Annotated in this window: 19 protein-coding genes and 1 pseudogene; 12 read left to right on the top strand and 8 right to left on the bottom strand. The window is 27.9% G+C overall.

All coding sequences use genetic code 11. The features are described 5' to 3' along the window. Positions 1-207: 207 nt before the first annotated feature. A complete protein-coding gene (locus BN2920_RS13135) occupies positions 208-4,857 on the top strand; it encodes a lamin tail domain-containing protein (protein WP_058295454.1) in 4,650 nt (1,549 codons plus the stop codon). Positions 4,858-5,020: 163 nt separating this feature from the next. On the opposite strand, the gene BN2920_RS13130 is transcribed toward BN2920_RS13135, so the two are convergent. From BN2920_RS13130 to BN2920_RS13120, 3 genes are read right to left on the bottom strand one after another with little or no spacing between them, the layout of a single operon-like run. Then, positions 5,021-6,055 (bottom strand): ABC transporter substrate-binding protein, encoded by a 1,035-nt coding sequence (locus BN2920_RS13130; RefSeq protein WP_058295453.1) that lies wholly within the window; start codon positions 6,053-6,055, stop codon positions 5,021-5,023. 60 nt (positions 6,056-6,115) lie between these two features. Next, positions 6,116-6,889, bottom strand: coding sequence for an ABC transporter ATP-binding protein (locus BN2920_RS13125; protein WP_058295452.1), 774 nt, complete (start codon positions 6,887-6,889; stop codon positions 6,116-6,118). A gap of 10 nt (positions 6,890-6,899) precedes the next feature. Continuing rightward, on the bottom strand, positions 6,900-7,994 hold the full coding sequence (locus BN2920_RS13120; protein WP_058295451.1) for a FecCD family ABC transporter permease: 1,095 nt from the start codon (positions 7,992-7,994) through the stop codon (positions 6,900-6,902). Positions 7,995-8,243: 249 nt separating this feature from the next. On the opposite strand from BN2920_RS13120, the gene BN2920_RS13115 reads away from it, so the two are divergent. Both BN2920_RS13115 and BN2920_RS13110 read left to right on the top strand, forming a co-directional pair. Continuing rightward, a complete protein-coding gene (locus BN2920_RS13115) occupies positions 8,244-9,086 on the top strand; it encodes a helix-turn-helix transcriptional regulator (RefSeq protein ID WP_058295450.1) in 843 nt (280 codons plus the stop codon). Then, positions 9,076-9,813 carry an alpha/beta hydrolase gene (locus tag BN2920_RS13110; protein ID WP_058295449.1) on the top strand — a complete coding sequence of 246 codons (738 nt, stop codon included), beginning with the start codon at positions 9,076-9,078 and terminating at the stop codon, positions 9,811-9,813. Before BN2920_RS13115 ends, BN2920_RS13110 begins: the two co-directional genes overlap by 11 nt. 178 nt (positions 9,814-9,991) lie before the next feature. Here the strand turns inward: BN2920_RS13110 and BN2920_RS13105 are convergent, their stop codons facing one another. The 5 genes from BN2920_RS13105 to BN2920_RS13085 form a co-directional block, all read right to left on the bottom strand. Beyond that, positions 9,992-10,210 carry a DUF2922 domain-containing protein gene (locus BN2920_RS13105; protein WP_058295448.1) on the bottom strand — a complete coding sequence of 73 codons (219 nt, stop codon included), beginning with the start codon at positions 10,208-10,210 and terminating at the stop codon, positions 9,992-9,994. Positions 10,211-10,309: 99 nt separating this feature from the next. Then, positions 10,310-10,534 (bottom strand): DUF1659 domain-containing protein, encoded by a 225-nt coding sequence (locus BN2920_RS13100; protein WP_058295447.1) that lies wholly within the window; start codon positions 10,532-10,534, stop codon positions 10,310-10,312. A 91-nt stretch (positions 10,535-10,625) separates the two neighbouring features. Next, complete coding sequence (locus BN2920_RS13095) at positions 10,626-10,811, bottom strand: YvrJ family protein (RefSeq protein ID WP_058295446.1); 186 nt, start codon at positions 10,809-10,811, stop codon at positions 10,626-10,628. A gap of 29 nt (positions 10,812-10,840) precedes the next feature. Continuing rightward, positions 10,841-11,407, bottom strand: coding sequence for a sigma-70 family RNA polymerase sigma factor (locus tag BN2920_RS13090; RefSeq protein ID WP_058295445.1), 567 nt, complete (start codon positions 11,405-11,407; stop codon positions 10,841-10,843). Between the two features lie 172 nt (positions 11,408-11,579). Then, positions 11,580-11,987, bottom strand: coding sequence for a helix-turn-helix domain-containing protein (locus BN2920_RS13085; protein WP_058295444.1), 408 nt, complete (start codon positions 11,985-11,987; stop codon positions 11,580-11,582). A gap of 253 nt (positions 11,988-12,240) precedes the next feature. Here BN2920_RS13085 and BN2920_RS13080 point away from each other — a divergent pair, with 253 nt between their 5' ends. The 9 genes and pseudogenes from BN2920_RS13080 to BN2920_RS13040 all read left to right on the top strand — a co-directional run bounded on the left by BN2920_RS13080 (position 12,241) and on the right by BN2920_RS13040 (position 21,751). Continuing rightward, on the top strand, positions 12,241-12,441 hold the full coding sequence (locus tag BN2920_RS13080) for a helix-turn-helix domain-containing protein (protein ID WP_058295443.1): 201 nt from the start codon (positions 12,241-12,243) through the stop codon (positions 12,439-12,441). A 161-nt stretch (positions 12,442-12,602) separates the two neighbouring features. Then, on the top strand, positions 12,603-12,995 hold the full coding sequence (locus tag BN2920_RS13075; RefSeq protein ID WP_058295442.1) for a hypothetical protein: 393 nt from the start codon (positions 12,603-12,605) through the stop codon (positions 12,993-12,995). 211 nt (positions 12,996-13,206) lie between these two features. Continuing rightward, positions 13,207-14,085 carry a phage replisome organizer N-terminal domain-containing protein gene (locus tag BN2920_RS13070; protein WP_058295441.1) on the top strand — a complete coding sequence of 293 codons (879 nt, stop codon included), beginning with the start codon at positions 13,207-13,209 and terminating at the stop codon, positions 14,083-14,085. A gap of 287 nt (positions 14,086-14,372) precedes the next feature. Beyond that, the gene (locus tag BN2920_RS13065; RefSeq protein WP_058295440.1) at positions 14,373-15,230 is read left to right on the top strand and encodes a lysozyme; all 858 of its coding nucleotides are present in this window, start codon (positions 14,373-14,375) and stop codon (positions 15,228-15,230) included. A 752-nt stretch (positions 15,231-15,982) separates the two neighbouring features. Beyond that, a complete protein-coding gene (locus BN2920_RS13060; RefSeq protein WP_058295439.1) occupies positions 15,983-17,023 on the top strand; it encodes an Rpn family recombination-promoting nuclease/putative transposase in 1,041 nt (346 codons plus the stop codon). Positions 17,024-17,281: 258 nt separating this feature from the next. After that, positions 17,282-17,598, top strand: a pseudogene (locus BN2920_RS13055) (phosphoribosyl-ATP pyrophosphohydrolase). Beyond that, positions 17,561-18,091 (top strand): GNAT family N-acetyltransferase, encoded by a 531-nt coding sequence (locus BN2920_RS13050; RefSeq protein WP_338132746.1) that lies wholly within the window; start codon positions 17,561-17,563, stop codon positions 18,089-18,091. The pseudogene BN2920_RS13055 and the gene BN2920_RS13050 overlap by 38 nt, the downstream one beginning before the upstream one ends. Before the next feature lie 135 nt (positions 18,092-18,226). Beyond that, on the top strand, positions 18,227-19,762 hold the full coding sequence (locus BN2920_RS13045) for an AAA family ATPase (RefSeq protein WP_058295437.1): 1,536 nt from the start codon (positions 18,227-18,229) through the stop codon (positions 19,760-19,762). 3 nt (positions 19,763-19,765) lie between these two features. After that, the gene (locus BN2920_RS13040; RefSeq protein WP_058295436.1) at positions 19,766-21,751 is read left to right on the top strand and encodes a vWA domain-containing protein; all 1,986 of its coding nucleotides are present in this window, start codon (positions 19,766-19,768) and stop codon (positions 21,749-21,751) included. Positions 21,752-21,949: the final 198 nt, after the last annotated feature.

Here is a 21,949-nt window from a genome sequence, read left to right as displayed (position 1 = left end):
GGGTATTAATATTAGATATATTAAGTTTTATTGTCACATATTTATGGATCCAGAAATTGAATTAGATCTCTAATAAACTTTAAATTAAAATCAAAAGAAATTTTAGATTTAACAAATCATTTACCTGTAATTTACTATAATATAATAAATGCTTTACATTATAGGGATATGATATAAGTAATTTGTATTAGAAAATGGGGGAAGATGATGAAGAAAATTTTAAAAGACGCCAAAAGAATAACTACTTTTGGCGTAATTGCTATTAATATTACCAATGTAGGAGTTAAAGCACTTGAAGTTAAGCCATCAAATCTTATTAATGATGATATGGTAAATAAATTAGAAATTAATAATAATAAGAGTGATAGTGATTCTAATAATAAATTATTGTCAGATCTTAATAAAGAAACAACAGAAGGTGCAATAACAATAAACAATGTTATTGGTTCAGATGATAAAATTTTAGAAACCACAACAGAAGATGCATTAGAGCTGCTTACTGAGGGGGATTATTGCGAGAATCCATCTCCACTAGTAATTACAGAAATACTTCCAGATTCAAATAATGTTAATAAAGCAGATGCATATGAATTTATCGAAGTATACAATAATAGTAATGAAACAATAGATTTAAAAGATTATAAAATATATTATAATTATCCAGATAAGGGTGACTCTAGTGATGTTATATGGGAAAGTGATCCTTCAAGTATAAAAATAGATCCAGAAGAAACATTAGTATTTTGGATTAAGAATGGTAGTAATGATGAGCTTACAGTGAATGACTTTAATAAGGAATTTAATACAAACCTTGTAATGGGAAAAAATATAGTAGAAATTTATAGTGCTGGTATGGCTAATAGTGGTGACAGAGCCTTAAAGTTAACTACAAATACTAAAGAGGTACTTGATTTTGTTTCATATAATATGAGTGATAAGGATGTTAAATTAAATAAATCAATTACATATAAATATGATATGTATACAGGAAAATCTAAAATGATGTCAAATGATTCAAAACCAACGCCTGGAGATATAACTGAAGATGAAAAGCCAATTTCTAGTGTTGATTTGGGAAGCAGCGATAATGAACCAATACTTACAGACATGACGGATTTACAATTTTCAAGTAATAAAGATTTAAAATTTTCAGTGAAAGCAGAAGCTGGAGATAGAAGTATAAAAACTGTAAAACTTTATTTAAAAGATAATACAATGTCAGAATATGAAGAGTATAATTTAACCGATGGAATTGACTCTGTGTTTACTAAAACAATATCTTCAATAGATCTTTCAAATAAAAGTAGTTATAGCTATTACTTTGAGGTATCTGATGGAACTAATAATGTAGAAACTGATGAAAAAACAATTACAAATGATTCATCAAGTAAAAATGAATTAGAATTAAACTTATCAAATAATCAATTATTATCTGGAGAGCAGCAATTAATAGCATCATCAAATAAAGATGATAATAAAGATTTAAAATTGTTTGTTGATGGAGAAGATGTTACCAGTGAAGCAATTGAATCATTAGGAGATGCTCCAATTATAGCTTTTGATGTATCTCAAACAGATGTATTTTTTAAGAATGCAGTAGCAATTGGGAATGACCTTATAGGAGTTTTTGATGATGGAACATATTCAGATTGGGCAACTATAAAATATTCTATTCCAGTTAAATATTTTGAAAAAGGAAAAAATATTACAATATCTATTCATGCTGGAAATAAAGCAAATCCCCTTGAACATAATGAAGAAAATAATGATGATTTTGTAATTAAAAATATAAGATTATTATTGCCTAATGGAAAGACTATTAGAGCAGATGGGTATGAAACTCCAGAAAAAGTAATAAATATGGGAGATAGTGCTGGAAAAATAGAAATACTTGATGCTAAATTTACTGTTGATAGTGATGCTTATACAGGTATTAGATATAATTGGAATACGATAGATGATTCAGATGGAAGCCATAAAATTGAAGCTACTTCTGGATTAGCTACAACTAGTGCGCAAGTAATTGTTGATAATACAGCACCAGAAATCAGTACAAACATGGAAAACAAGCAATACAAAGGTGATTTTACAATAGAAGCTTCAGCATGTGATGAAACAACAAAGGTTTCAAAGTTTTTAGTGACTTTGGATAATCAAGAAGTAAATATGCCACTAAAAGTTTCATCAACTTTACTTGCAGCGGGAAATCATATTTTAAAAATAACTGCAATAGATGAAGTTGGAAATAAAGGCGAAAAAGTAGTAAACTTTACTATTCCAGATGAAAATCCTAATGATCCAGAAGCAGTTACACCAGGAAATGGAGCTAATGTTAATAAAAATCCAATACTTAGCATAAAGGTTACTGATCCTACTAATGATACTATGGATGTTACTTTTAAAACTGGTGATCAATATAAATTAGGAGATGCTGAAATTAAAGAAGATGGTGGAATTGCACAAGTTTCTGGAGGAATAAAAGAAGCAAATGATGGATATCCATATAATACTTATGACATATCACTTGCAGATAACGTTACAGATGACTCAATAGTGGGGATAAATTGGAAGGGTCAAGCCAATCCAAATAGTAAAATAAATCTATATGCTTATTCAATTAGTAAACAAAAATGGAATCTTATAAAAGCCACTACAGCAGATGAAAATGGTGATGTTTCAATAAACGCAGAAATACCAGTTGATAAATATAGAAATGGTAATTCTTTAAAAGTAATGGTCCAAAATGGAATAGGGTATAATCCTATTCAATATGCACCAGGAACTCCTGCAGATACAACAAGCAATACTGAAATTACTACATCAAATGTAGAAGATTTAGATAGAAATAGCTATGACTTCACATTTGCATTAGAATCAGATACTCAATATTATAATGAAAATATTAATGGAGACAAATATCATCATCAAATAAATATACATGATTGGATTCTTGCAAATAAACCTAGGATGAATATTCAGTATATGTTTCATGATGGAGATATTGTAGATGATGTTGAAGAAGAATATGAATGGAAAAATGCAGATGAAGCATATAAGAAATTAGATGATGCAAAATTTCCATATGGTGTTTTAGCTGGTAATCATGATGTAGGTCATAAGTCTGAAGATTATACAGAGTATGGAACGTACTTTGGAGAAAATAGATTTAACGATAATCCTTGGTATGGAGAAAGCTATAAAAATAATAAAGGACACTATGATTTAATTAGTGTAGATGGAATAGACTTTATAATGATATATATGGGTTGGGGTATTGGTGATGATGAAATAAAATGGATGAATGAAGTACTTGCTAAATATCCAGAAAGAAAGGCTATTCTTAATTTTCATGAATATTTATTAGCAAGTAAAGGCCTTGGTGAGGAACCAAAAAGAGTATATGATGAAGTGATTTCAAAAAATGCTAATGTATGTATGGTTTTATCAGGACATTATCATAGTGCAGCAACTAGAATTGATAAATTTGATGATGATAATGATGGGATAGCGGAACGTACAGTTTATCAAATGTTATTTGATTATCAAGCTCTAGCAGAAGGTGGAAGAGGATTTTTACGTCTAATGCATTTTTCTCTTAAAGATAGAACTATTTCTATAAGGACATATTCTCCATCAGAAGATAGTTACTCATCAGGAGAATTTACAAAAGAAGAAGAGAATTTCATAATTCCATTAGATGATTTAGGGATTATTCCACAAGAAAAAACTTTGAATACAACTTCAATGACAGCTAATATTTACACAAATGAAGTAATAGGAACAGTGAATAATGTTGCAAGTGGAGATACTGCTTCAATAACATGGGAAAAAGAAAATGGACATTATGGATGGTATGCAGAAATAAAAGATTCATATGGTGGAATAAAACGTACACCAGTTTATTATATAGATGTTAATGATACCTCTAATAATGTAGCAAGAATACAAGGGAATGGTAAGGTAGGAAGTACTTTAAATGCTAAATTGTTAACATCAGAAGGCGATGAAATTGTAGATTCTAATGGAATAACATATAAGTGGTATAGATTATCTACTAAAAATGATGAAAATGGAGTATTAATAGGAAACGATAAAAACTACAAATTAGTTAGTGCAGATAAAAATAAATTTATTAAATTAGTAATAAATTATAATGGCAAAGATTATGAAAATATTATTGGAGCTATAAAGAGCAGTTCAAGTTCAAGCTCATCAAGCAGCCATTCATCAAGTAAAAATTCATCAAACACTGAGAGCGAAGATTCAAGTAAGATAGAAGATACTACGACTACTACTTCATCTAACAATAATAGTGGTATTATAAAAATTCAAAAAAATAATGATGGAACACTAAAACTCATAACACAAGATGGAAAAATAATTACAGGCTGGCAACAGATAGATTCAAAATGGTATTTAGCAGATGAAGAAGGAAACGTAAAAACAGGCTGGCAGAAAGTAAATAATTATTGGTACTTATTAAAAGATGATGGAGTGATGGCAACAGGCTGGCAAAAAGTAAATAACTCGTGGTATTTCTTAAAAGAAAATGGAATAATGGCGACAGGTTGGCAGAAAGTAAACAATTATTGGTACTTATTAAAAGATGATGGAGTGATGGCAACAGGCTGGCAAAAAGTAAATAACTCGTGGTATTTCTTAAAAGAAAATGGAGTGATGGTAACAGGCTGGCAAAAAGTAAATAACTCATGGTATTTCTTAAAAAATGATGGAGCAATGGCAATTGGCTGGCAGAAAATAAATAACAAATGGTACTATTTATATAATGATGGTACTATGGCAAGTGATACTATAATTAATGGGTATAACATTAGCTTAGATGGATCTATGATTTAGTTATATAAAACCAAAAATAAAAGTAAACTTTAGAGCATTATTTTAGGAAGAATAATATTGTTAATGATATTTGTATTAAATATATATCATTTCATATAAACTATGCAAAAGGGACTGTGTATAATGAATTTTTATTCATTATACACAGTCCTATCCTATAGTATTAAAATGAATCAGGATATAGGGCACTAGCCATTTTTTCTAAACAATCAAAAGTTCTAAAACCATAGCCCATAAGTTCGGTATAATCAACTTCTATAATATTCTTATTAGAAATAGCATTAACACTTTGTATTAAATCATTTGATAAAAGTGATTCAACAGCATTTTTATCAGTACTTGCATTTTTATCAGCATGTACATAAACAATAGCATCAGGATTTAGTGAAATTAAATTTTCAGTAGATAGTGTTCCGCCTTTTTCAGCAACATTTTCAGCATTTAAAATTTTTAGCATCTCTGTTTGTAAAGAAGCATTTGCTCCGTATACACCAAATTGGCCATCAATGTATTTAACCATAAGCATAACTTTAATTGGTTCTCCATTAATGTTTGAAATTTTACTTGTAAGTGTATCTAATCTTTTTTGAAGATTATCAGCATAACTATTTGCTTTATCTTGTATGTCAAAAATTTTACCTACATTTCTAACATCTAAAATTATATTATCTAAAGATTGAGTAGTATTCATTTTACTAGCTAATTGAGTATATGTATTAATACCCATTGCATTAAGATTTGGAATAGTACCGTAAGTTTCATCTGTAAATGATGCAGATCTTCCTATTACAAAATCAGCACCTGTTCCAACTATAGCTTCTTTAGCAATTTGCCCTTTTTCAGATACGACAGGAATAGATTCATAATCAGCTTGTAATCTATCTAATACTTTATTGTCTAAATCACCTGTACCAACAATATAATCTTTTAAACCTAATTCTAAAAGTAATTCTGTAGATGATTGATTATTCGTTACTACTTTTTGTGGAATACTATTAAATGTCTGAGGATATGTATTACCATCATTGTCAAAGGCATCAATAGTAAGAGGATAAGAAGTCTCACTAGCTTCAGAATTAGATGATATTGAACTATTATTGGTATCGCTACTGTTATCTTTTTGACTTTGACCACAACCAGATAGCATAGTAGCTATAATCATTATTGATGTAATAAGAACTAATTTTTTTCTTTTCATATTTATAAATCTCCTTGCCATATCTCGTGTACTTGTTTGTACACGGATGTATTTAATTTTTTAGTATTGGTTACTAGGGTAATAATCAATTGATATATTATTAGTTATTGGATTAGTATAAATATAGCTATCTATATCATATACATTCTTAATCATTTCTGAAGTAACTATTTCCTTTGGTATGCCTTCTGCTACTATTTCTCCATCTTTTAAGACTATAAGCTTATGACAGTACTGAGAAGCCAAAGTCAAATCATGTAATGCTGCCAACACGCAAATACCTAAATTTTTAACTAAACTTAAAATTTCAATTTGATATTTAATATCTAAGTGATTAGTTGGTTCATCTAATATTAATATTTTAGGCTTTTGAGCTAATGCTCTAGCAAGAATAACTCTTTGTTTTTCGCCACCAGAAAGAGAAGTAAAGCTTCTATTAGAATAATGATCCATTCCAACTTTTTTTAAAGCCTCAGTTGCGATAGAGTAGTCATTTTTATTCTCACTTTCTAGTAAAGACTTATGTGGAGAGCGTCCCATTAAAACAATATCTATAACTTTAAAGTCAAAATTAATATTATTAAATTGACTTACAACTGCTAGATTTTTAGCAATAGTTTTGGGATTAATATCTTTCATATCTTTTCCATCTAAAAATACAGAGCCAGAAGAAGGCTTTAAAACACGATATATGGCTTTTAATAATGTGGATTTTCCACTACCATTTGGACCAATAAGACCAATAAATTCATTATCATTAACAGATAGAGAAATTCCCTTGACAATTTGTTTAGTAGCAATATCTACCTTTAAATCTTTGACAGATAAATTCATACGTAACCTCCTATTTATCTCCGAATCCATAACCTCTTCTTAGTAGTATGTAAACAAAGAATGGTGCACCAACTAGTGCAGTTATAATACCAATTGAAAGTTCCGAATTTGGTATTAACGTTCTAGCAAATACATCAGCCCATATCATAAAAATAGAACCAAGTAAAATTGAAACAGGTGTAAGCTTTTTATGATCAGAGCCAACTAATGAACGAACAATATGAGGAATAATAAGACCTACGAAGCCTATAATACCGCAAACAGAAACTAATACTCCAGTTAAGAGAGAAGTTATTATCATATAAAGTTTGCGATAAAAGTTAAGATTAATACCAAGTGTTATTGCTGATTCATCACCCATTAGTAATACATTTAAAGTACGACTTTGAATAATGAAAAAAATACAACATAATATTACAACTACACTTGGAAATAAAATATTACCCCAATTGGCTCCAGCAAGAGATCCCATAGTCCAAAACTTTACTGTTTGCATACCTTCAGCATTGCTGGCTATAGAAATAATAAAGTTAGATAGTGCATTACAAAGTGCATTTACTACAGTTCCTGAAAGTACAAGTTTTGCTGAAGATATTTTACTACCAAATGAAGCAAGAAGAAGTACCATAGCTGCAGAAATTAATGCGCCTAAAAAAGCCCAAAATGAAGTACCTTGCATACTTAATAAATTAAATGAACCTATACCAAGCATTATTGAAAAAGTAGCACCTAAAGATGCACCAGATGAAATACCCAAAATATATGGTTCTGCTAATGGATTTTGAACTGTTGCTTGCATTATGGTTCCACAAAGAGAAAGACCTGCACCTACAATTATTGCAAGTAATACTCTAGGAAAACGAATCATCCAAATTATATTATAGTTAGCATTTCCTATTAATTCAGATTGATCTCCAATAGTAATACCTAATAATTTATTAATAAGAATCCTATAGGAAACTGAAGGCTGAATTTTTAATGAACCAACAGATACAGATAATATAACTGAAATTATTAATACTACAATTAATGAAAGTAAAAGAATGAAAAATCTTCTCTTAAATTTTTCATTATCTTCAAAAGAAGTATAAGATGTACTGTCCATAAAGTTTTTCCTTCCTAGCATATATGATTTTGAATTTGGTTGAGAATATTTCTCAACTGCTTAAAACATTATAATATACATTTTTAAGTAAATGAATATACAATTATAAAAACATGGACAATTATTAAAAATGTATTTAAAGTATTAATATGAATCAAAATAAAAATATGAGTTAATGATATTAGGAAATTTTAATCATATTAGTATATATTTTGAACTGTAAGTATTAAGAAAGGAGACAGTAAAGAAATGACAATAGTGAAAGCAAGTGACTTAATTAATGAATTTGGTGATAATTCTATTCAAGTAGTTAGAGTTGGATACTTCGAAAAACAACCTAATTTAGAAAAAGATAGCTATCAAACTAATCTTTCAGCATTTATTTTTCCAATAAGCGGCCTAGCTAAGATTCAATTTGATGATGAAATTTATGTTGCTGAGCCAGGAAAGGTTATTCATGGATGTCAAAATAAACAAATCTCGTTTAATGTCTTAGGCAATGAAAAATTTAAATATATAAATATATATTATATTTCTTATAGTAATTGTACAAATACTGATTATATACATTCTGTTTTTGAAATGAAGATAAAAAATTACGATTTAGTAATAAAGTCGTTAAATAATATATTAGAAATTTCCAATAAATCAGAAATAACATCAAAATTAAAATTACAAATACATATTAATTTATTTCTAAGAAAACTATTTAGTGAGCAAAACTATAAAATTCATGATAGTGAAAGTGACTTAGTTTCTGATATAATAGAATTCATATCTAAATATTATATGGAGGATATATCACTAAAAAAATTATCAGGAAGATATGGAGAATCTATAAATCATCTTTCATATGTATTTTATAAATATACTAAAATTAGACCTATTGATTACTTAATTAAGTATAGGATGGCAGTTGCTACTAGACTTTTAGAGGAAGGTAATTCAGTAAAAAAAGTAGCATCAGCTGTAGGATATAATGATGAGTTTTACTTTAGTAGATTATTTAAAAAACACGTTGGAGTAGTTCCAAGTAAAATAAAAAATAAAAACATAAGTGTAATTACAGAAGGAGAAAATAATGAATGGTAAATTAGTTTATAATAAAGAGTTTAATAGAGATATTTTTATATATTTACCTCCGTCATATAATTGTGGTAAAAAGTATCCTGTTATATATGTTCATGATGGAGACTCATTTGCAGATATTTTAGAGGAACTTATGAGTTTTGCAGAAGAACTTGAGAGCGAAAATTATAGTGAACATATTATAGTGGGCATCACTCCTATAGATAGACTGGATGAATATACTCCATGGCCAGCTGCACCTTTAGTTGAAAAATTCAAGGCATTTGGAGGAAAGGGTGAAGAGTATTTATCATTTATAGTAAATGAATTAAAACCGTATATAGATAGAACTTATAATACTTGCGAAAATAATGCTGGAATAATGGGATTCTCGCTAGGTGGTTTAATATCATTATTTGCTATGTACAAGCACACCTGTTTTGATAAAGTAGTTAGTATTTGTGGATCACAATGGTACGAGGGGTGGATAGACTTCATTAAAAGTAATGAGATAATTAATAAAGATATTAAGATATTACTTATATCTGGACTTAAAGAAGCTGATGGAAAAAAAACAATCCAAAAAAATGCAGTAACCTCTGTTGAAAAGGGATGTGAAATATTTAAATCAAATGTTAATGATGAATCTAATGTATCTTTGGAATGGGATGAATATGGGCATCATAATAATAGAATGGAAAGATATAAAAAAGCTATATTATATTTTTATACGGGAAATTATAGAATTTAAAGCAATTAAAGTTGGTAAAAATATGAAAGCAAAAGGCATGGAAATTAAGTTGATAAGCGAAGTGACAGGTTTATAAGAGAAAGAAATTAATGAAGCTTAAAAAATAAGGCGCCCATTAAGAAATTCGGCCAGAATATACTCTGAGCTTGATTCTTAATGGGCAGCCTCATTTTTAGGTTTATGCTACTTCAAACTTAGTAACTTTCTTTTGAGTAACCTGTGCAGCGGAGATGGCTACAAGTGTTCCAGATTGAGCAAAGAATACATTTTTTTCTATTATTGTATTCATTAGTGTTTGTATTTCGGCTGTAGTAATATCAGGCTTTATACCACTTATAGAGAAAGTACTCTTTTGGCCTCCAGAAGTTAAAAATGTCATTGTTAAAGTATAATCCATAATTTAATCCTCCTAAAATTTAATAAAATTATAATTTGGACATATTTTTAGAGATGAAAAGTTAAAATGTGGACTTCAATATCAGCCTAAAAAGATAAATTAATTTTCAGTCAAACTTGATGTTTCATTTAGATAAGAATCTCGTGTAGATGCTTCCATAACATTTTTAATAGCCTGAGCTACTAAATAGACATTTTCAGGTGAAGCTTCAGGTTTTACATTAGAAAAGCTTTTCTTTGAGTACACTGGATCTCCAGCACGATCAACACCTTTTTGAATTTCAATACTAATAGATGCAGTTTCAATAGTTTTGTTTACAGCCATAATTAAATACCTCCTAAATTTTGTTTACATATAATATATATGGTTAAGATGAGAAAAAGGAAACACCTTATGAATAAAATTTTAAAATTTATTAATTATTTTCATCTTTATCAGTATCTATAACAATTCCAAGCTTTGTTGATATTATGGTATTAAGCTTTATTATTGTAGAACATAGAAGGTTTAGCTGTTTTTCTAAACGAAAAAGCAGATATGCACAAATTGCTATTGGGAAGCCAGTATTTGAAATTAAAGCAATTAATTGTTCAAAGTCCATAAATAAACTACCCCCTAGTAAGAAATATTTTATATAGAAATATTTTTTCTAAGCTTATTTAAAAGCTGTTTTTTTTTCTTTTTGGCTGTAGTATATGAAAAATGTTTTATGCAGGAATAATCATAAAGGGTATTTTCATTGATAAATAAGTAATTAAATAAAAATTTTTCTTCAGTATTTAATTTTTCAATAGCCATTTGAATCAATTTATTATCATTATTAAGTATAATAATTTCATCTAATGATGCTTCATCAGATGAAATATCATTAATGGTGCTACTTAAAGAAAAGTCAGAAAGACAACTGTATTTCTGCCTTGTTGCAGCTACACGAATAAGAAGATTCAAAGTGTTTTTTATTGAATTACCTGCATAGCCAACAAACCTGTGTGAATTTACATTATATTTTGAAATACACTCAAGCAGGGTAACTATGCATTCGTTTTGAAGATCAGCTATGTCATAGCCAGAAATAAAGGTTCTTTTACATATTGAATTAATAAGTGGGAGAAATTCATTTACTAAATCTTCTTTAGATTCTTTGCTGTCAGTTTGTTTAATGTTTCTAACAATGTATTCTATAAATTCATAATTCACATAATCCCTCCTAAATTTTTATAATTGCTTACATTAGGGATATATGATTTAAGAATATTTTAGTAAACACTTTTTTAAAAAAAGTATTAAAAAGAATAATTAATAGGTATGTAAACACAATACTGAAAAAAATATATCACAGTATTGTTATTAAGAAATATGTTAAATAGAGCTATTTTATTATATTATTATCGATTTCATATTCTAAAAAGCGTATATAATATTGTATTAAGGCTATATGTTTTGAAGTAAATTTATCATTGTTCAAAGTTTCAATGATATTGTCTATTTCATAAGATTTTTTAGTCTTTCTTATTCGTTTGGGAGTATCTAAGTCAATATCTATATTCTGAAAGTTATCATCACTAAAACCAAGCAAAAAATCAGTAGTTACGTTAAAATATGTAGCTAAACGTTTTAAATGCCCATATACAGGGGCTGACTTCCCAGTTTCCCATTTAGATAACATACTGCGTGTTATGTTTATATCAAACTTATCATTTAATTCATTAGCTAATTCTTCAAGTGTAAGATGTTTTTTCATTCTTAAATTTTTTAGAATAGTGCCTGTAATATTCATTTTTCCTCCACAATTAATTATTAATTAATAATACTATGATAAGTATATATTTATAAATTTTAAAAAGCAATATGGAATTGGGAAAAATTTCAATAAAGTTGTTGACATAGACACAAAAATCAGTATAATTTAAATTAACCAATGTGACACAAATATTTGAATAATTTATAAAAAATAACAGCTATAAAAGGAATATTTGAAAGGAGGTTAACTTAATAATCATTATAAAAAATATAGAAGGGAGAGAGTCTATGTGAATAATAATAAGCCATATGAAGATTTTAAAAAATTTTTATCTAAAATGAAAATAACACAAAAGAAATTAGCCGAAATATTAGGAAAGTCACTGTCATTTATAAATAAGGCTTTAAATGGAAGAGGAGCTGATTTTTCATCACGGGACAGTGTCATAATAAAACTACGATTTAATATTGTCCTGTATGATTATTTATGATATTTGTAAACGATTTTTGAAATTAAATAAAAAGCTGTAAGTTAGGGAGTGTATGATTCTAAAAATATTTTAGTAAGTTATATTAATAGGTAAATTAAGTGGACAAAGATAATGGTATAGAAGATAAATAGAAATTGTTGTGGTATGTAAGGAGAATTATTATGGGTGGAGTAAACGATCTTAAAAGTTTAAATACAGAAACAGTTATTAAATCATTTGATTTAGGCTTAGAAGATAATAAAGATGCTGAATCAGTAATAATGATTGGAGACAGAATTGGGGAAATAAATGAAGAGGATGAAACAGAAGTAATTGAGCTTTTGGTAGATGTTCCTGAAGCTAATAAAAAGATGAGCAAAAGTAAAAATAAAACTGCAAATAAAGATGCTGCAAAGGAAAAAACAATTGAAAAATTAGAAAATGCAGAAGATGAAATAAGTGAAGAAAGTATAGATGAAATAAAGTCAAAGAAATTTAGAGAATATATAAAAGCATGTAATACCTTAAATCTTATACCTTCATGGAATGGATTTGAACGATATTCTAAAATGTAAAACTAGGTTAAAAAATACTCTTTAGACCATCTTAAATATGTAGATAATATATCTTTGTATATGAAAACAGATTTAAGATGGTCTTTTTTTAAAGGCTGAATTATTGCATTGATTATTAGTATGTAAAGGGCAGGAAAAAAGTATACTTAGCAGGTATCATTAGTTAAGCTATGTGAAAAATTACTATATAAAAGTGAGGGGTAGATATAAAATGATAGACTGGATAAAGCTTTCAACTAGAATGTTTGAAGATGAAAAGATAAGAATAATATTATCAATGCCAGATGGCGCAATAAAACTTTTGATATGGCTTAAACTTCTCACTCAGGCTGGAAAGGTTAATGATTATGGATTTATTTATTTAAATGAAGATATTCCATATACAAATGAAATGTTAAGTGTAGTATTTGATATAACTGTTGAGGAAATAAGTGAAGCCTTAAAGACACTATCATCGTTAAAAATGATAGATGTATCACAAAACAATATCATAAGAATATGCAATTGGGAAAAGTATCAAAATGTTGAAGGCATGAAGCGTGCAAAGGAAATGAATAAAGAAAGAGTTAAAAGATTTAGAGAAAAGAAGAAACTTGAGGGTCATGAAGGTAATGAGAATAAGGAAGAAAGTATAGATAAAAATTGTAATGATGATTGTAATGGTAATGTAATGGATGAGAAAGAGAAAGAGACTCAGAAAGAGAATGAAGAAATTAAGAATGAGAAATTAGTAGAAGAAAAAGAAGAAAATAAAAATACAGATGATTTATTAAAAAAGCTTAAAGAGTTTGGCATTAATACAAAAGGGTTATCTGTCTCTGTCCTTCAAAAGCTTTTAGATGTTCATGATGAAAGATATATACTTCTTGCAGCAATAAAAGCAATTGAAAAAAATAAGCATGATATAAATTATATAAAAGGCATATTGAAAAATTGGACAAAAAACGGATATCCAGAAGAAGAGCTTGGTATTTCATCTGATGGCTGTATTGAAATATCTAGAGAAAAGCCTAAACTTAGGTTTAACAATTTTGAAGCCAGGAAATATGATTATGATGATCTTGAAGAGAAACTTCTAGGGTGGAAGTAATAAATGAGTTTTAATACTGATCATAAAAATTTTAAAATTGGGATATTGTAACGTAATTACTTATATGCAGATGTTTTAAATAAATGTTGTTATATTTTGGAGGCTTTCATTAATGTGAAGGTTAATATATATCTTCTAATTATGATTATTCATTTAAATTTGCACCAAAGCAAGACAGATTATATATGCTTAACGTAGAAAATTTATTAGAACTTATATATGATGAAAAAATGAAAAGGGTATTGCTTAACATAAATTAAAAATTTTTATATATGGGGGAATAGGTATTGAGCAAAGAATGGGTAAAAGAAGATGAAAACTGGTATTTCTATGAAAACAGCAAAAAGCTTAATGCAACATGGGTAAAGCATGAAAATAGAATGTATTATTTAGAGAAAGACGGAAGAATGGTGAAAGGATGGTTCCAGACTACAAGAGATAATAATTGGTATTATGCATTTTATGAAGAAACAGTTAAGGATAATAAAGTATTTTATGAAGGGCAGATATGTACAGGATGGATTGAATTAAAAGATTTATGGTATTACTTTGAAGAATATGATGAAGAAAATCTAGGATCAATGCATTGTAATGGAACATTTTTTATAAATAACAAATATCAAAAGTTTGATTATAATGGAGTATGGCTAGAGGAGGATTTAAATTATAATATTTCAAGTAAAGGTGAAGTTTCAGACGAGTTTTGTAAATTTGTAGCTTTCTTTGAAGGCTGCAGACTCAATGCATATTATTGTCCAAGCGGTGTAAAGACAATAGGAATTGGATGTACAAGAAATGAAGTGACAAGACTTGGTACTATTACAAAAGAAAGAGCATATGAAGAATTTAGAAAGGATATTAAGAACTTTTTAGAAGAAATTGATATTTTATGCTCTAGAAATAATGTTAACCTAAACAAGTTTCAGCGTGAAGCATTAATATCATTTTCATTTAATTGTGGCATAATAACACTTGAAAATTCTACTCTTTGGAAAAATATAAAAAATGCAATAAGAGATTATTCTATAATAAAAGAAAACTTCTTAAGATATGTTAAGGGGTATGATGGGAAAGTGCTTCCAGGGCTTGTTAATAGAAGAAAGGCAGAAGCAGAATTATTTTTGTGTGGAAGATATTTTGTGTAGCATGTTTGGTAGGGAATGAAACTGCTTAGACTATAGTTGGACAGGTGGAAGCTTCTGGACATGAAACATGTAGCAAGTACTGGTAAATTAAGTTAATAAGTGAAGGGACAGGTTTATCAGAAAAAGAAATTAATTAAGCTTAAAAAATAAAGTGTAAGAAGCAGATAAGATTATTGAAAGTTAATTTTATCTGCTTTTAATATTTATAGATATATTAGAGATTCATGATAAAATATAAATAAAGCGGACTTATATAATTTTTGATAAAAGTGAAGAAACGTAACTTTTTAAGAAAAATATAAAAAATTATAAAATACAAAAAATAGTATAATTAGAAAAGATGGCGATCGTATGGAGTTATTATTTTTGCCTGTAATACTAATTGTATTATTTATGTTATATCAAAAAGGTAAATTTGATAAAGGAGAATATAAAAACAACATACTTGTGTATCTGACATGAAAAGCAGGAGCATATTCTAATAAAGAATATGATTTAGTAGCAAGAACTTGTTTAAGCCATACAGCATTTAAATATAAAAATGAGGTTATTATTGTAGGTAAATGGAATGGGACAATTGAACAATATAATTTTTCAAAAGAGTATTTATCTAGTATAGAGGAAAATGATTATGATAAACTTTCAGATGATATGGAGACTGTTCTTCATATGAGTCAATCTTGAACAGAGTTGTTTAATTAGTTATAATTAAGTTAAGAATTACACTAAAGATAAAATTGAGGAAGTAAAAAATGAATAACGAAGAAAAATATAAAAAGAACATACATCATATTCACGATAAAAGCTATAAAGACTTATATTCAAAACGTGAAGTTGCTCTAGATTTATTTAAAAATATTAGTAATGCTAACTGGAGCAAAGATCTTAAGGCTGAAGATTTAACATTAGTTAATAATACATACATAACAGCAGATTATGAAGAAAGGGAAGCCGATATAGTATATAAGGCTAATATAAATAATAGTGAAGTGGTTTTTTATATTCTTTTAGAATTTCAATCAAGTGTAGATTATACAATGCCATTAAGATTATTATTTTATATGTGTGAAATACTAAAAGAATATGCAGTCAATACTAAACATAAAAAGTACGATAAAAATGTGAAAATTCCAGCTATAGTTCCAATAGTATTGTATAATGGTGAGCAGGTATGGGATGTACCTAATCAGTTTAGAAAGATGATTTATAATGAAGAGCTTTTTGGCAATAATATTTTAAATTTTGAATATGATATTTTTGATATAAGTAATGATGAAAAATTAAAGAAAGATGCACTTATAGATTTAAAAAATGTAACTGCAGCTATATTTTTATTAGATCAAAAGATGGATGCAATAGAATTCTTAGAAAGAATAAAGGTGATAGCACTATATTTTAATTCACTAAGTGATGCTGAAATTAAAGCAATTAAAAAATGGATAAAAAACACTGTAGTTGATCCACTTGCAGAATCTGCCATAAAGATTTTAGAAGCGGATAAAAGGGAGGTAGAACTTATGGTTGCAAGAAATGCTTTTATATTAGATGAAATGAAAGAAAATGCTAAAAAAGAAGGCAGAGAGGAAGGAATAGAAGAGGGAAGAAAAGAGGGAATAGAAGAGGGAAGAAAAGAAGGAAGAAAAGAGGGTAGAAAGGAAGGCATTGAAAAAAGCAAACTAGAAGTTGTTAGAAATTCTATAAATAATGGATTAAATGATGATATTATTTGTAAAATTGCAAATGTTTCACTAGATTTAGTTAAAAAAATTAGGCAAGAATGTGAGAAAAATTAAAATAAGGTGAAAAAAGCAGGTAAGAGTATTAAAAGTTAATCTTATCTGCTTTTAATATTTGTAGATATATTAGTTATTCATGATAAAATATAAATAAAGCTGATTTATATAATTTTTGATAAAAATGAAAAAACATGATTTTTTAAAGAAAACTCCTAAAAGTTCAAAAAACATAAAATTATGAATTTAAGAAATTATAGTGTTTTTCGATAAATTTAATATTTTACATTGCAGGAGATAAAATATATGAGTCAAGGTATAAAGGGATACAATAAATTAGTACGTGATAAAATTCCAGAGATAATTAAATCTTCAGGAAAGACATGTGAAATTATAATTGCACATGAAAAGGAAAAATACAGTTTATTAGAAGATAAATTAAATGAAGAAGTAAATGAATATCTAGAAGACAAAATTTAGAAGAGCTTGCAGATGTTATGGAAGTTTTATTTGGACTTGCAGAAGCACTTGGATATAGTGAAGACGATTTATTAAAAGCTAGGAATAAAAAGCTTAATGAGCGTGGAGGATTTAAAGATGGAATTGTACTTAAAAGTGTTTTTGAGACTAGCTAGTATAGATGACTTATCACAACTTAAATTTATATACAAAAAGATTGTTGATAATATGAATAGTAATAATTTAGAAATTTGGGATGACATTTATCCATGTGAATTTCTTAAGGAGGATATTGAAAATAATCGTCTTTATATTTTAGTAAAAAATAATGAAATAATTGGAGCATTTGCTTTATGTGATTCAAATGCTGGCGAAGAATATATAAAATGGGAGAATAAACATGCTAAAGCCTTATATATTGACCGTTTTGGAATTAATGTCAATTATTTAAAAAAAGGAATGGGAAGTGTAATGTTAAAGAAGGCTATTGCACTTGCAAATCATAAAAAGGCTAAATATTTGAGGCTGTTTGTTGTTGATGAAAATGAGCCTGCAATAAATCTTTATATAAAGAATGGATTTAAAAAGGCAGAAGGAATTTATGATGAAGTAATTGATGATGATTTTATATTACATGAATATGGATTTGAAATTGAAACAACAATGTAATACAAATTAAAATGTGGAATGATAATTAAAATTTAAATAAATTATGTGGTAAAATATTCATATATTATGCATTAATTTAAATTATGCTAAAAATTTATATTCGATAAATTAGAATTTAAGAGAGGGCTATCATCAATGTACATTTTTAAGACAGCTTATAGAATAAAAAGAAAAAACAGTGACAGCATTTATAAAGGATTTGGATTCAGGCATTTGTCTGATGCGACACAGTACTATATTCATCCGAAGAATGAATTGATTCCACCAAAAACAACTTTATGTCAGCCCATAGGAGAAGCTCTTTCATTATTATCATCAATGATTGTGGAAATAAACAAAGGGAACACAGAAAAAATTGGTGATATATATTTTTCAGATGATAACAGGATATTTTTTGCAAATATAAATATACAGGATGACTGGCGTGAAAATGGGGTGGTACAGTACAACATTTACAATTATAAAGCATTTTTTGATATGGAAACTATAAGAATTGCTGCTTATGATATGAATAATGAATATATACGTGGAGATATGGAGCATCTTCATCCACTATACAAGCTCTTGCCATGTATTGCAGTTATTATTGCTAAAGAAAGCAGATTCAATGAAGATTACAGCAAATTATTTAATGAATATATAAAGAGTCCTTCCGTAGATCTGTTTGCAAATCTCCATGAAGATATTTATCAAAATCATAAAAATTATGATTACAATGTTATATATGAAGATATTTCTGATTATGATATAAGCAGATTAAAATCATATAGCAGCATAAATAAAATTGTTCAGGATAATAAAGAAGATAATAGCATAAGATTACATGAAAAAGTAATAAAGTTCAATGTTGATGAATTTTCTGAGCAATACAGAAACCTCATACCAAAGCTATCAGATGAATTTATTCTGCCATGGAAGTTAAAAAGTGTATGTAATGCAGTAACTGAAGGAGATACCTTAGCTGTTTTGCTTCATGGACCATCTGGAACAGGAAAAACAATAAGTTGTAAACTTATATGTCAGGAGACAGGCATTCCAATAATGGATACAATTAACTGCACAGAAAATCTTGATGAATACATACTTGGAAAGTATATACCTGAAGATGATAAGATAGTATTTAAGGAAAGTTTTGTAACAAAGGCAGTAAGGGAAGGCGGAGCTGTAATATTTGAAGAAATAAATTTTGCAAAGCCTCAATATCTGGCATTTTTGAATTCATTATTAGATGATAATGGATTTGTAAGGCTTGATAATGGTGAAATTGTTAAAAGGCATAAGAATTTTAGATTTTTTGCAACAATGAATATAGGTTATTACGGTACACGAGAATTGAACCAAGCACTATACAACAGGTTTAATAATATAATTGAAATAGGAGAACTTTCAGATAAATCAATAAGAAGGATGCTTATATCGCGTGTACCTCAATGTGAACCAATGGTAGAAAAAATAATAAGTGTTTTTAATAAAATTAAGAGAAAAATTGAAAATGAAGAACTTGATATGGTCATATCACCAAGAAATCTTGAAAACTGGGCAAAGCTTGCAAAGTATGAGGGATATGTTTCAGCTGCTGAAAAGACAATAATACCTATTGCAAAATGTGACCGAATATTTGAAGAGACAATAAGAAGTATTATCGTTTTATATAAGTGGAAGGAAGAATAGAAGATGGAATATGATGATAATGAAATATTAGATGCTTTTCAAAGTGATTATAATAGGGAAATTGAAGAAAGCTTTGTAAATATGCTATGTGATACAGAATATCTTAAATTATTTTTCATCAATGAAAATGAAGCTTTTACAGATGGCAGAAATATAATTGTAGATCCTGCTTTAGATGAAATGTACAAAGACAGAACTGCTCTTTATAAAGCAGAAGAATATCTTGGATGTGAGCATAAATTATGTGAAGATAAATGGCTTGCCTTAAAAATAGTTACACGAAGTCAGAGTATTCATGAAAGCCTTCATATTATATTTACTCATTTTCCATTGTTTTGTGTAAATGATGTAAGAAGTATAACAAATGCAAGACTGAAAACTTTATCTTTGATTGCAAATATAATAGAAGATGCATTTATAGAAGCAGCAGGGTGCAGTTATTTTGATAACATTGAATTTTATTTGAAATTTGGACGAGTTTCAAGATTATTTGCAAGCAATCCTAAGGAAGGAACTGTAAAAAAAGCATTTCATAATGATCATATGCATGATTATAAAAAATCCCAAAACATAAATAATAAATCTATTGGCTTAAAAAAGCATATGGTAAGAAGTTTTAAATTGAAGAATAAATTAAGTAATATTGTAGATAAACTCCATAAAGATAAATGTGAATTATTAATGATATATCTTGATTATATGGCTACTGACTTATTATATCCAATGGTAATTCAGCCTGCACCAATATTTGCAATAAGAAAGTATGTAAATGCTACTAAGGAATTATTTCACTCTGGAATGATTTGTGGAAATCCTTATGAAAGGCATAAGTACGTACAAAAAATATTTGATATAATTGAAAATCTTATTCCAAAAGATGATAAAAATATAGATGAAACTATATTAAGGCAGAAATTAGGGGCTATTAAAACTCATGAATCAAAGAATGATTCCCCTATGGATATTAACAGTCAGGGGAAAGAAATAAAAATAACAAAAGTACTTTTTGGTGGCAGTGATAATAATAATGAACAATGGAAGCAGATAATTAATAAATTAAATTCAGAAAAGGAAAATGTTTTAAGACTGTTTTTTAAGAAAGGCGAATATGAAGAATTATATGGAAGTGTTTTTAATGACAGCAGAATTCATAAAGATGTAAAAATAAAAGTAATTAAGCCAAAGATAAATTTGAATTTGAAAAAAGCCTACAATAATATATATAAAAATTATAGTATAAATATTAATTCATACAATGCACAATTTAGTGCAATACTAAGAGCAAGAGTATCAGGGCGAGAAGAAAGATTACAATTTGGAACAGGAATTACATCAAAGTATATGGGTGACGTAAAAAAGAGATACTGGTATAAAAATATAGAAAGAATTGATATTCCAAAGCTTTCTCTACTTTTATTAATTGATGGCTCAGGCTCAATGAGTGGTGAAAGATGTGAAAGTGCAAGAAATACAGCTTTGATTCTTCATGAAGTACTAAAAAATCAAAAAATTAAGCACTCAATAGTAGAACATAGGGCATCTTTTGATGAACCATCTATAACATGTAATATATTAATAGATTTTAATGGCAGAGATGATCAGAAATATAATATTATGAAAATGAAAGCTTCTGGAGATAATCGTGATGGCTTAAGCTTATTATGGGCAGAAAAATACTTAAAATATAATACATCCTTTGATGAACACAAACTTATGATTGTTGTATCAGATGGGGTTCCACTACATACATGTGAGGAAGCTTATTATGTTCCTCCAGTATCAATAGAGGACACAAAAAATGCAGTCAAAAAAATATTAAGACGTGGAACTGAAATAATAGCAGTAGCACTGGATGATGATAATGATAGTGATGAAGAGGGATGCTACGAGGAATTAAAACTAATTTATCCATCTGTAGTTTTATGTTCAGATTTAAAGAGGCTCACTAGTCAGATAATTCATATAATTGCTAAGAAGTTTGAGGTTTAAAGGAATAAATAAAAAACTTAAGGAGCGTGAAGGATTTAAGGATGGAATTGTTCTTAAATCTGTTAAATAAAAAATAATGTAAAGAATATATATTCTTAAGAATTTTAGAATTTAAGAATATATATTTTTTTATTTTAAAGGAAACATCTTCATCAGTAGATGAAAATGGGCTATACTGCTAAGCCCGTACCTCATAAA

The organism is Clostridium neonatale (genome assembly GCF_001458595.1).
Taxonomy (GTDB): domain Bacteria; phylum Bacillota; class Clostridia; order Clostridiales; family Clostridiaceae; genus Clostridium; species Clostridium neonatale.
This window is presented reverse-complemented; position numbering and strand designations above follow the sequence as displayed.

Excerpts from the sequence above, each read along its gene's own strand:
- BN2920_RS13135 (WP_058295454.1), top strand. The coding sequence starts at position 208 with ATGAAGAAAATTTTAAAAGACGCCAAAAGAATAACTACTTTTGGCGTA.
- BN2920_RS13130 (WP_058295453.1), bottom strand. The coding sequence starts at position 6,055 with ATGAAAAGAAAAAAATTAGTTCTTATTACATCAATAATGATTATAGCT.
- BN2920_RS13125 (WP_058295452.1), bottom strand. The coding sequence starts at position 6,889 with ATGAATTTATCTGTCAAAGATTTAAAGGTAGATATTGCTACTAAACAA.
- BN2920_RS13120 (WP_058295451.1), bottom strand. The coding sequence starts at position 7,994 with ATGGACAGTACATCTTATACTTCTTTTGAAGATAATGAAAAATTTAAG.
- BN2920_RS13115 (WP_058295450.1), top strand. The coding sequence starts at position 8,244 with ATGACAATAGTGAAAGCAAGTGACTTAATTAATGAATTTGGTGATAAT.
- BN2920_RS13110 (WP_058295449.1), top strand. The coding sequence starts at position 9,076 with ATGAATGGTAAATTAGTTTATAATAAAGAGTTTAATAGAGATATTTTT.
- BN2920_RS13105 (WP_058295448.1), bottom strand. The coding sequence starts at position 10,210 with ATGGATTATACTTTAACAATGACATTTTTAACTTCTGGAGGCCAAAAG.
- BN2920_RS13100 (WP_058295447.1), bottom strand. The coding sequence starts at position 10,534 with ATGGCTGTAAACAAAACTATTGAAACTGCATCTATTAGTATTGAAATT.
- BN2920_RS13095 (WP_058295446.1), bottom strand. The coding sequence starts at position 10,811 with ATGGACTTTGAACAATTAATTGCTTTAATTTCAAATACTGGCTTCCCA.
- BN2920_RS13085 (WP_058295444.1), bottom strand. The coding sequence starts at position 11,987 with ATGAATATTACAGGCACTATTCTAAAAAATTTAAGAATGAAAAAACAT.
- BN2920_RS13075 (WP_058295442.1), top strand. The coding sequence starts at position 12,603 with ATGGGTGGAGTAAACGATCTTAAAAGTTTAAATACAGAAACAGTTATT.
- BN2920_RS13070 (WP_058295441.1), top strand. The coding sequence starts at position 13,207 with ATGATAGACTGGATAAAGCTTTCAACTAGAATGTTTGAAGATGAAAAG.
- BN2920_RS13060 (WP_058295439.1), top strand. The coding sequence starts at position 15,983 with ATGAATAACGAAGAAAAATATAAAAAGAACATACATCATATTCACGAT.
- BN2920_RS13050 (WP_338132746.1), top strand. The coding sequence starts at position 17,561 with ATGGAATTGTACTTAAAAGTGTTTTTGAGACTAGCTAGTATAGATGAC.
- BN2920_RS13045 (WP_058295437.1), top strand. The coding sequence starts at position 18,227 with ATGTACATTTTTAAGACAGCTTATAGAATAAAAAGAAAAAACAGTGAC.
- BN2920_RS13040 (WP_058295436.1), top strand. The coding sequence starts at position 19,766 with ATGGAATATGATGATAATGAAATATTAGATGCTTTTCAAAGTGATTAT.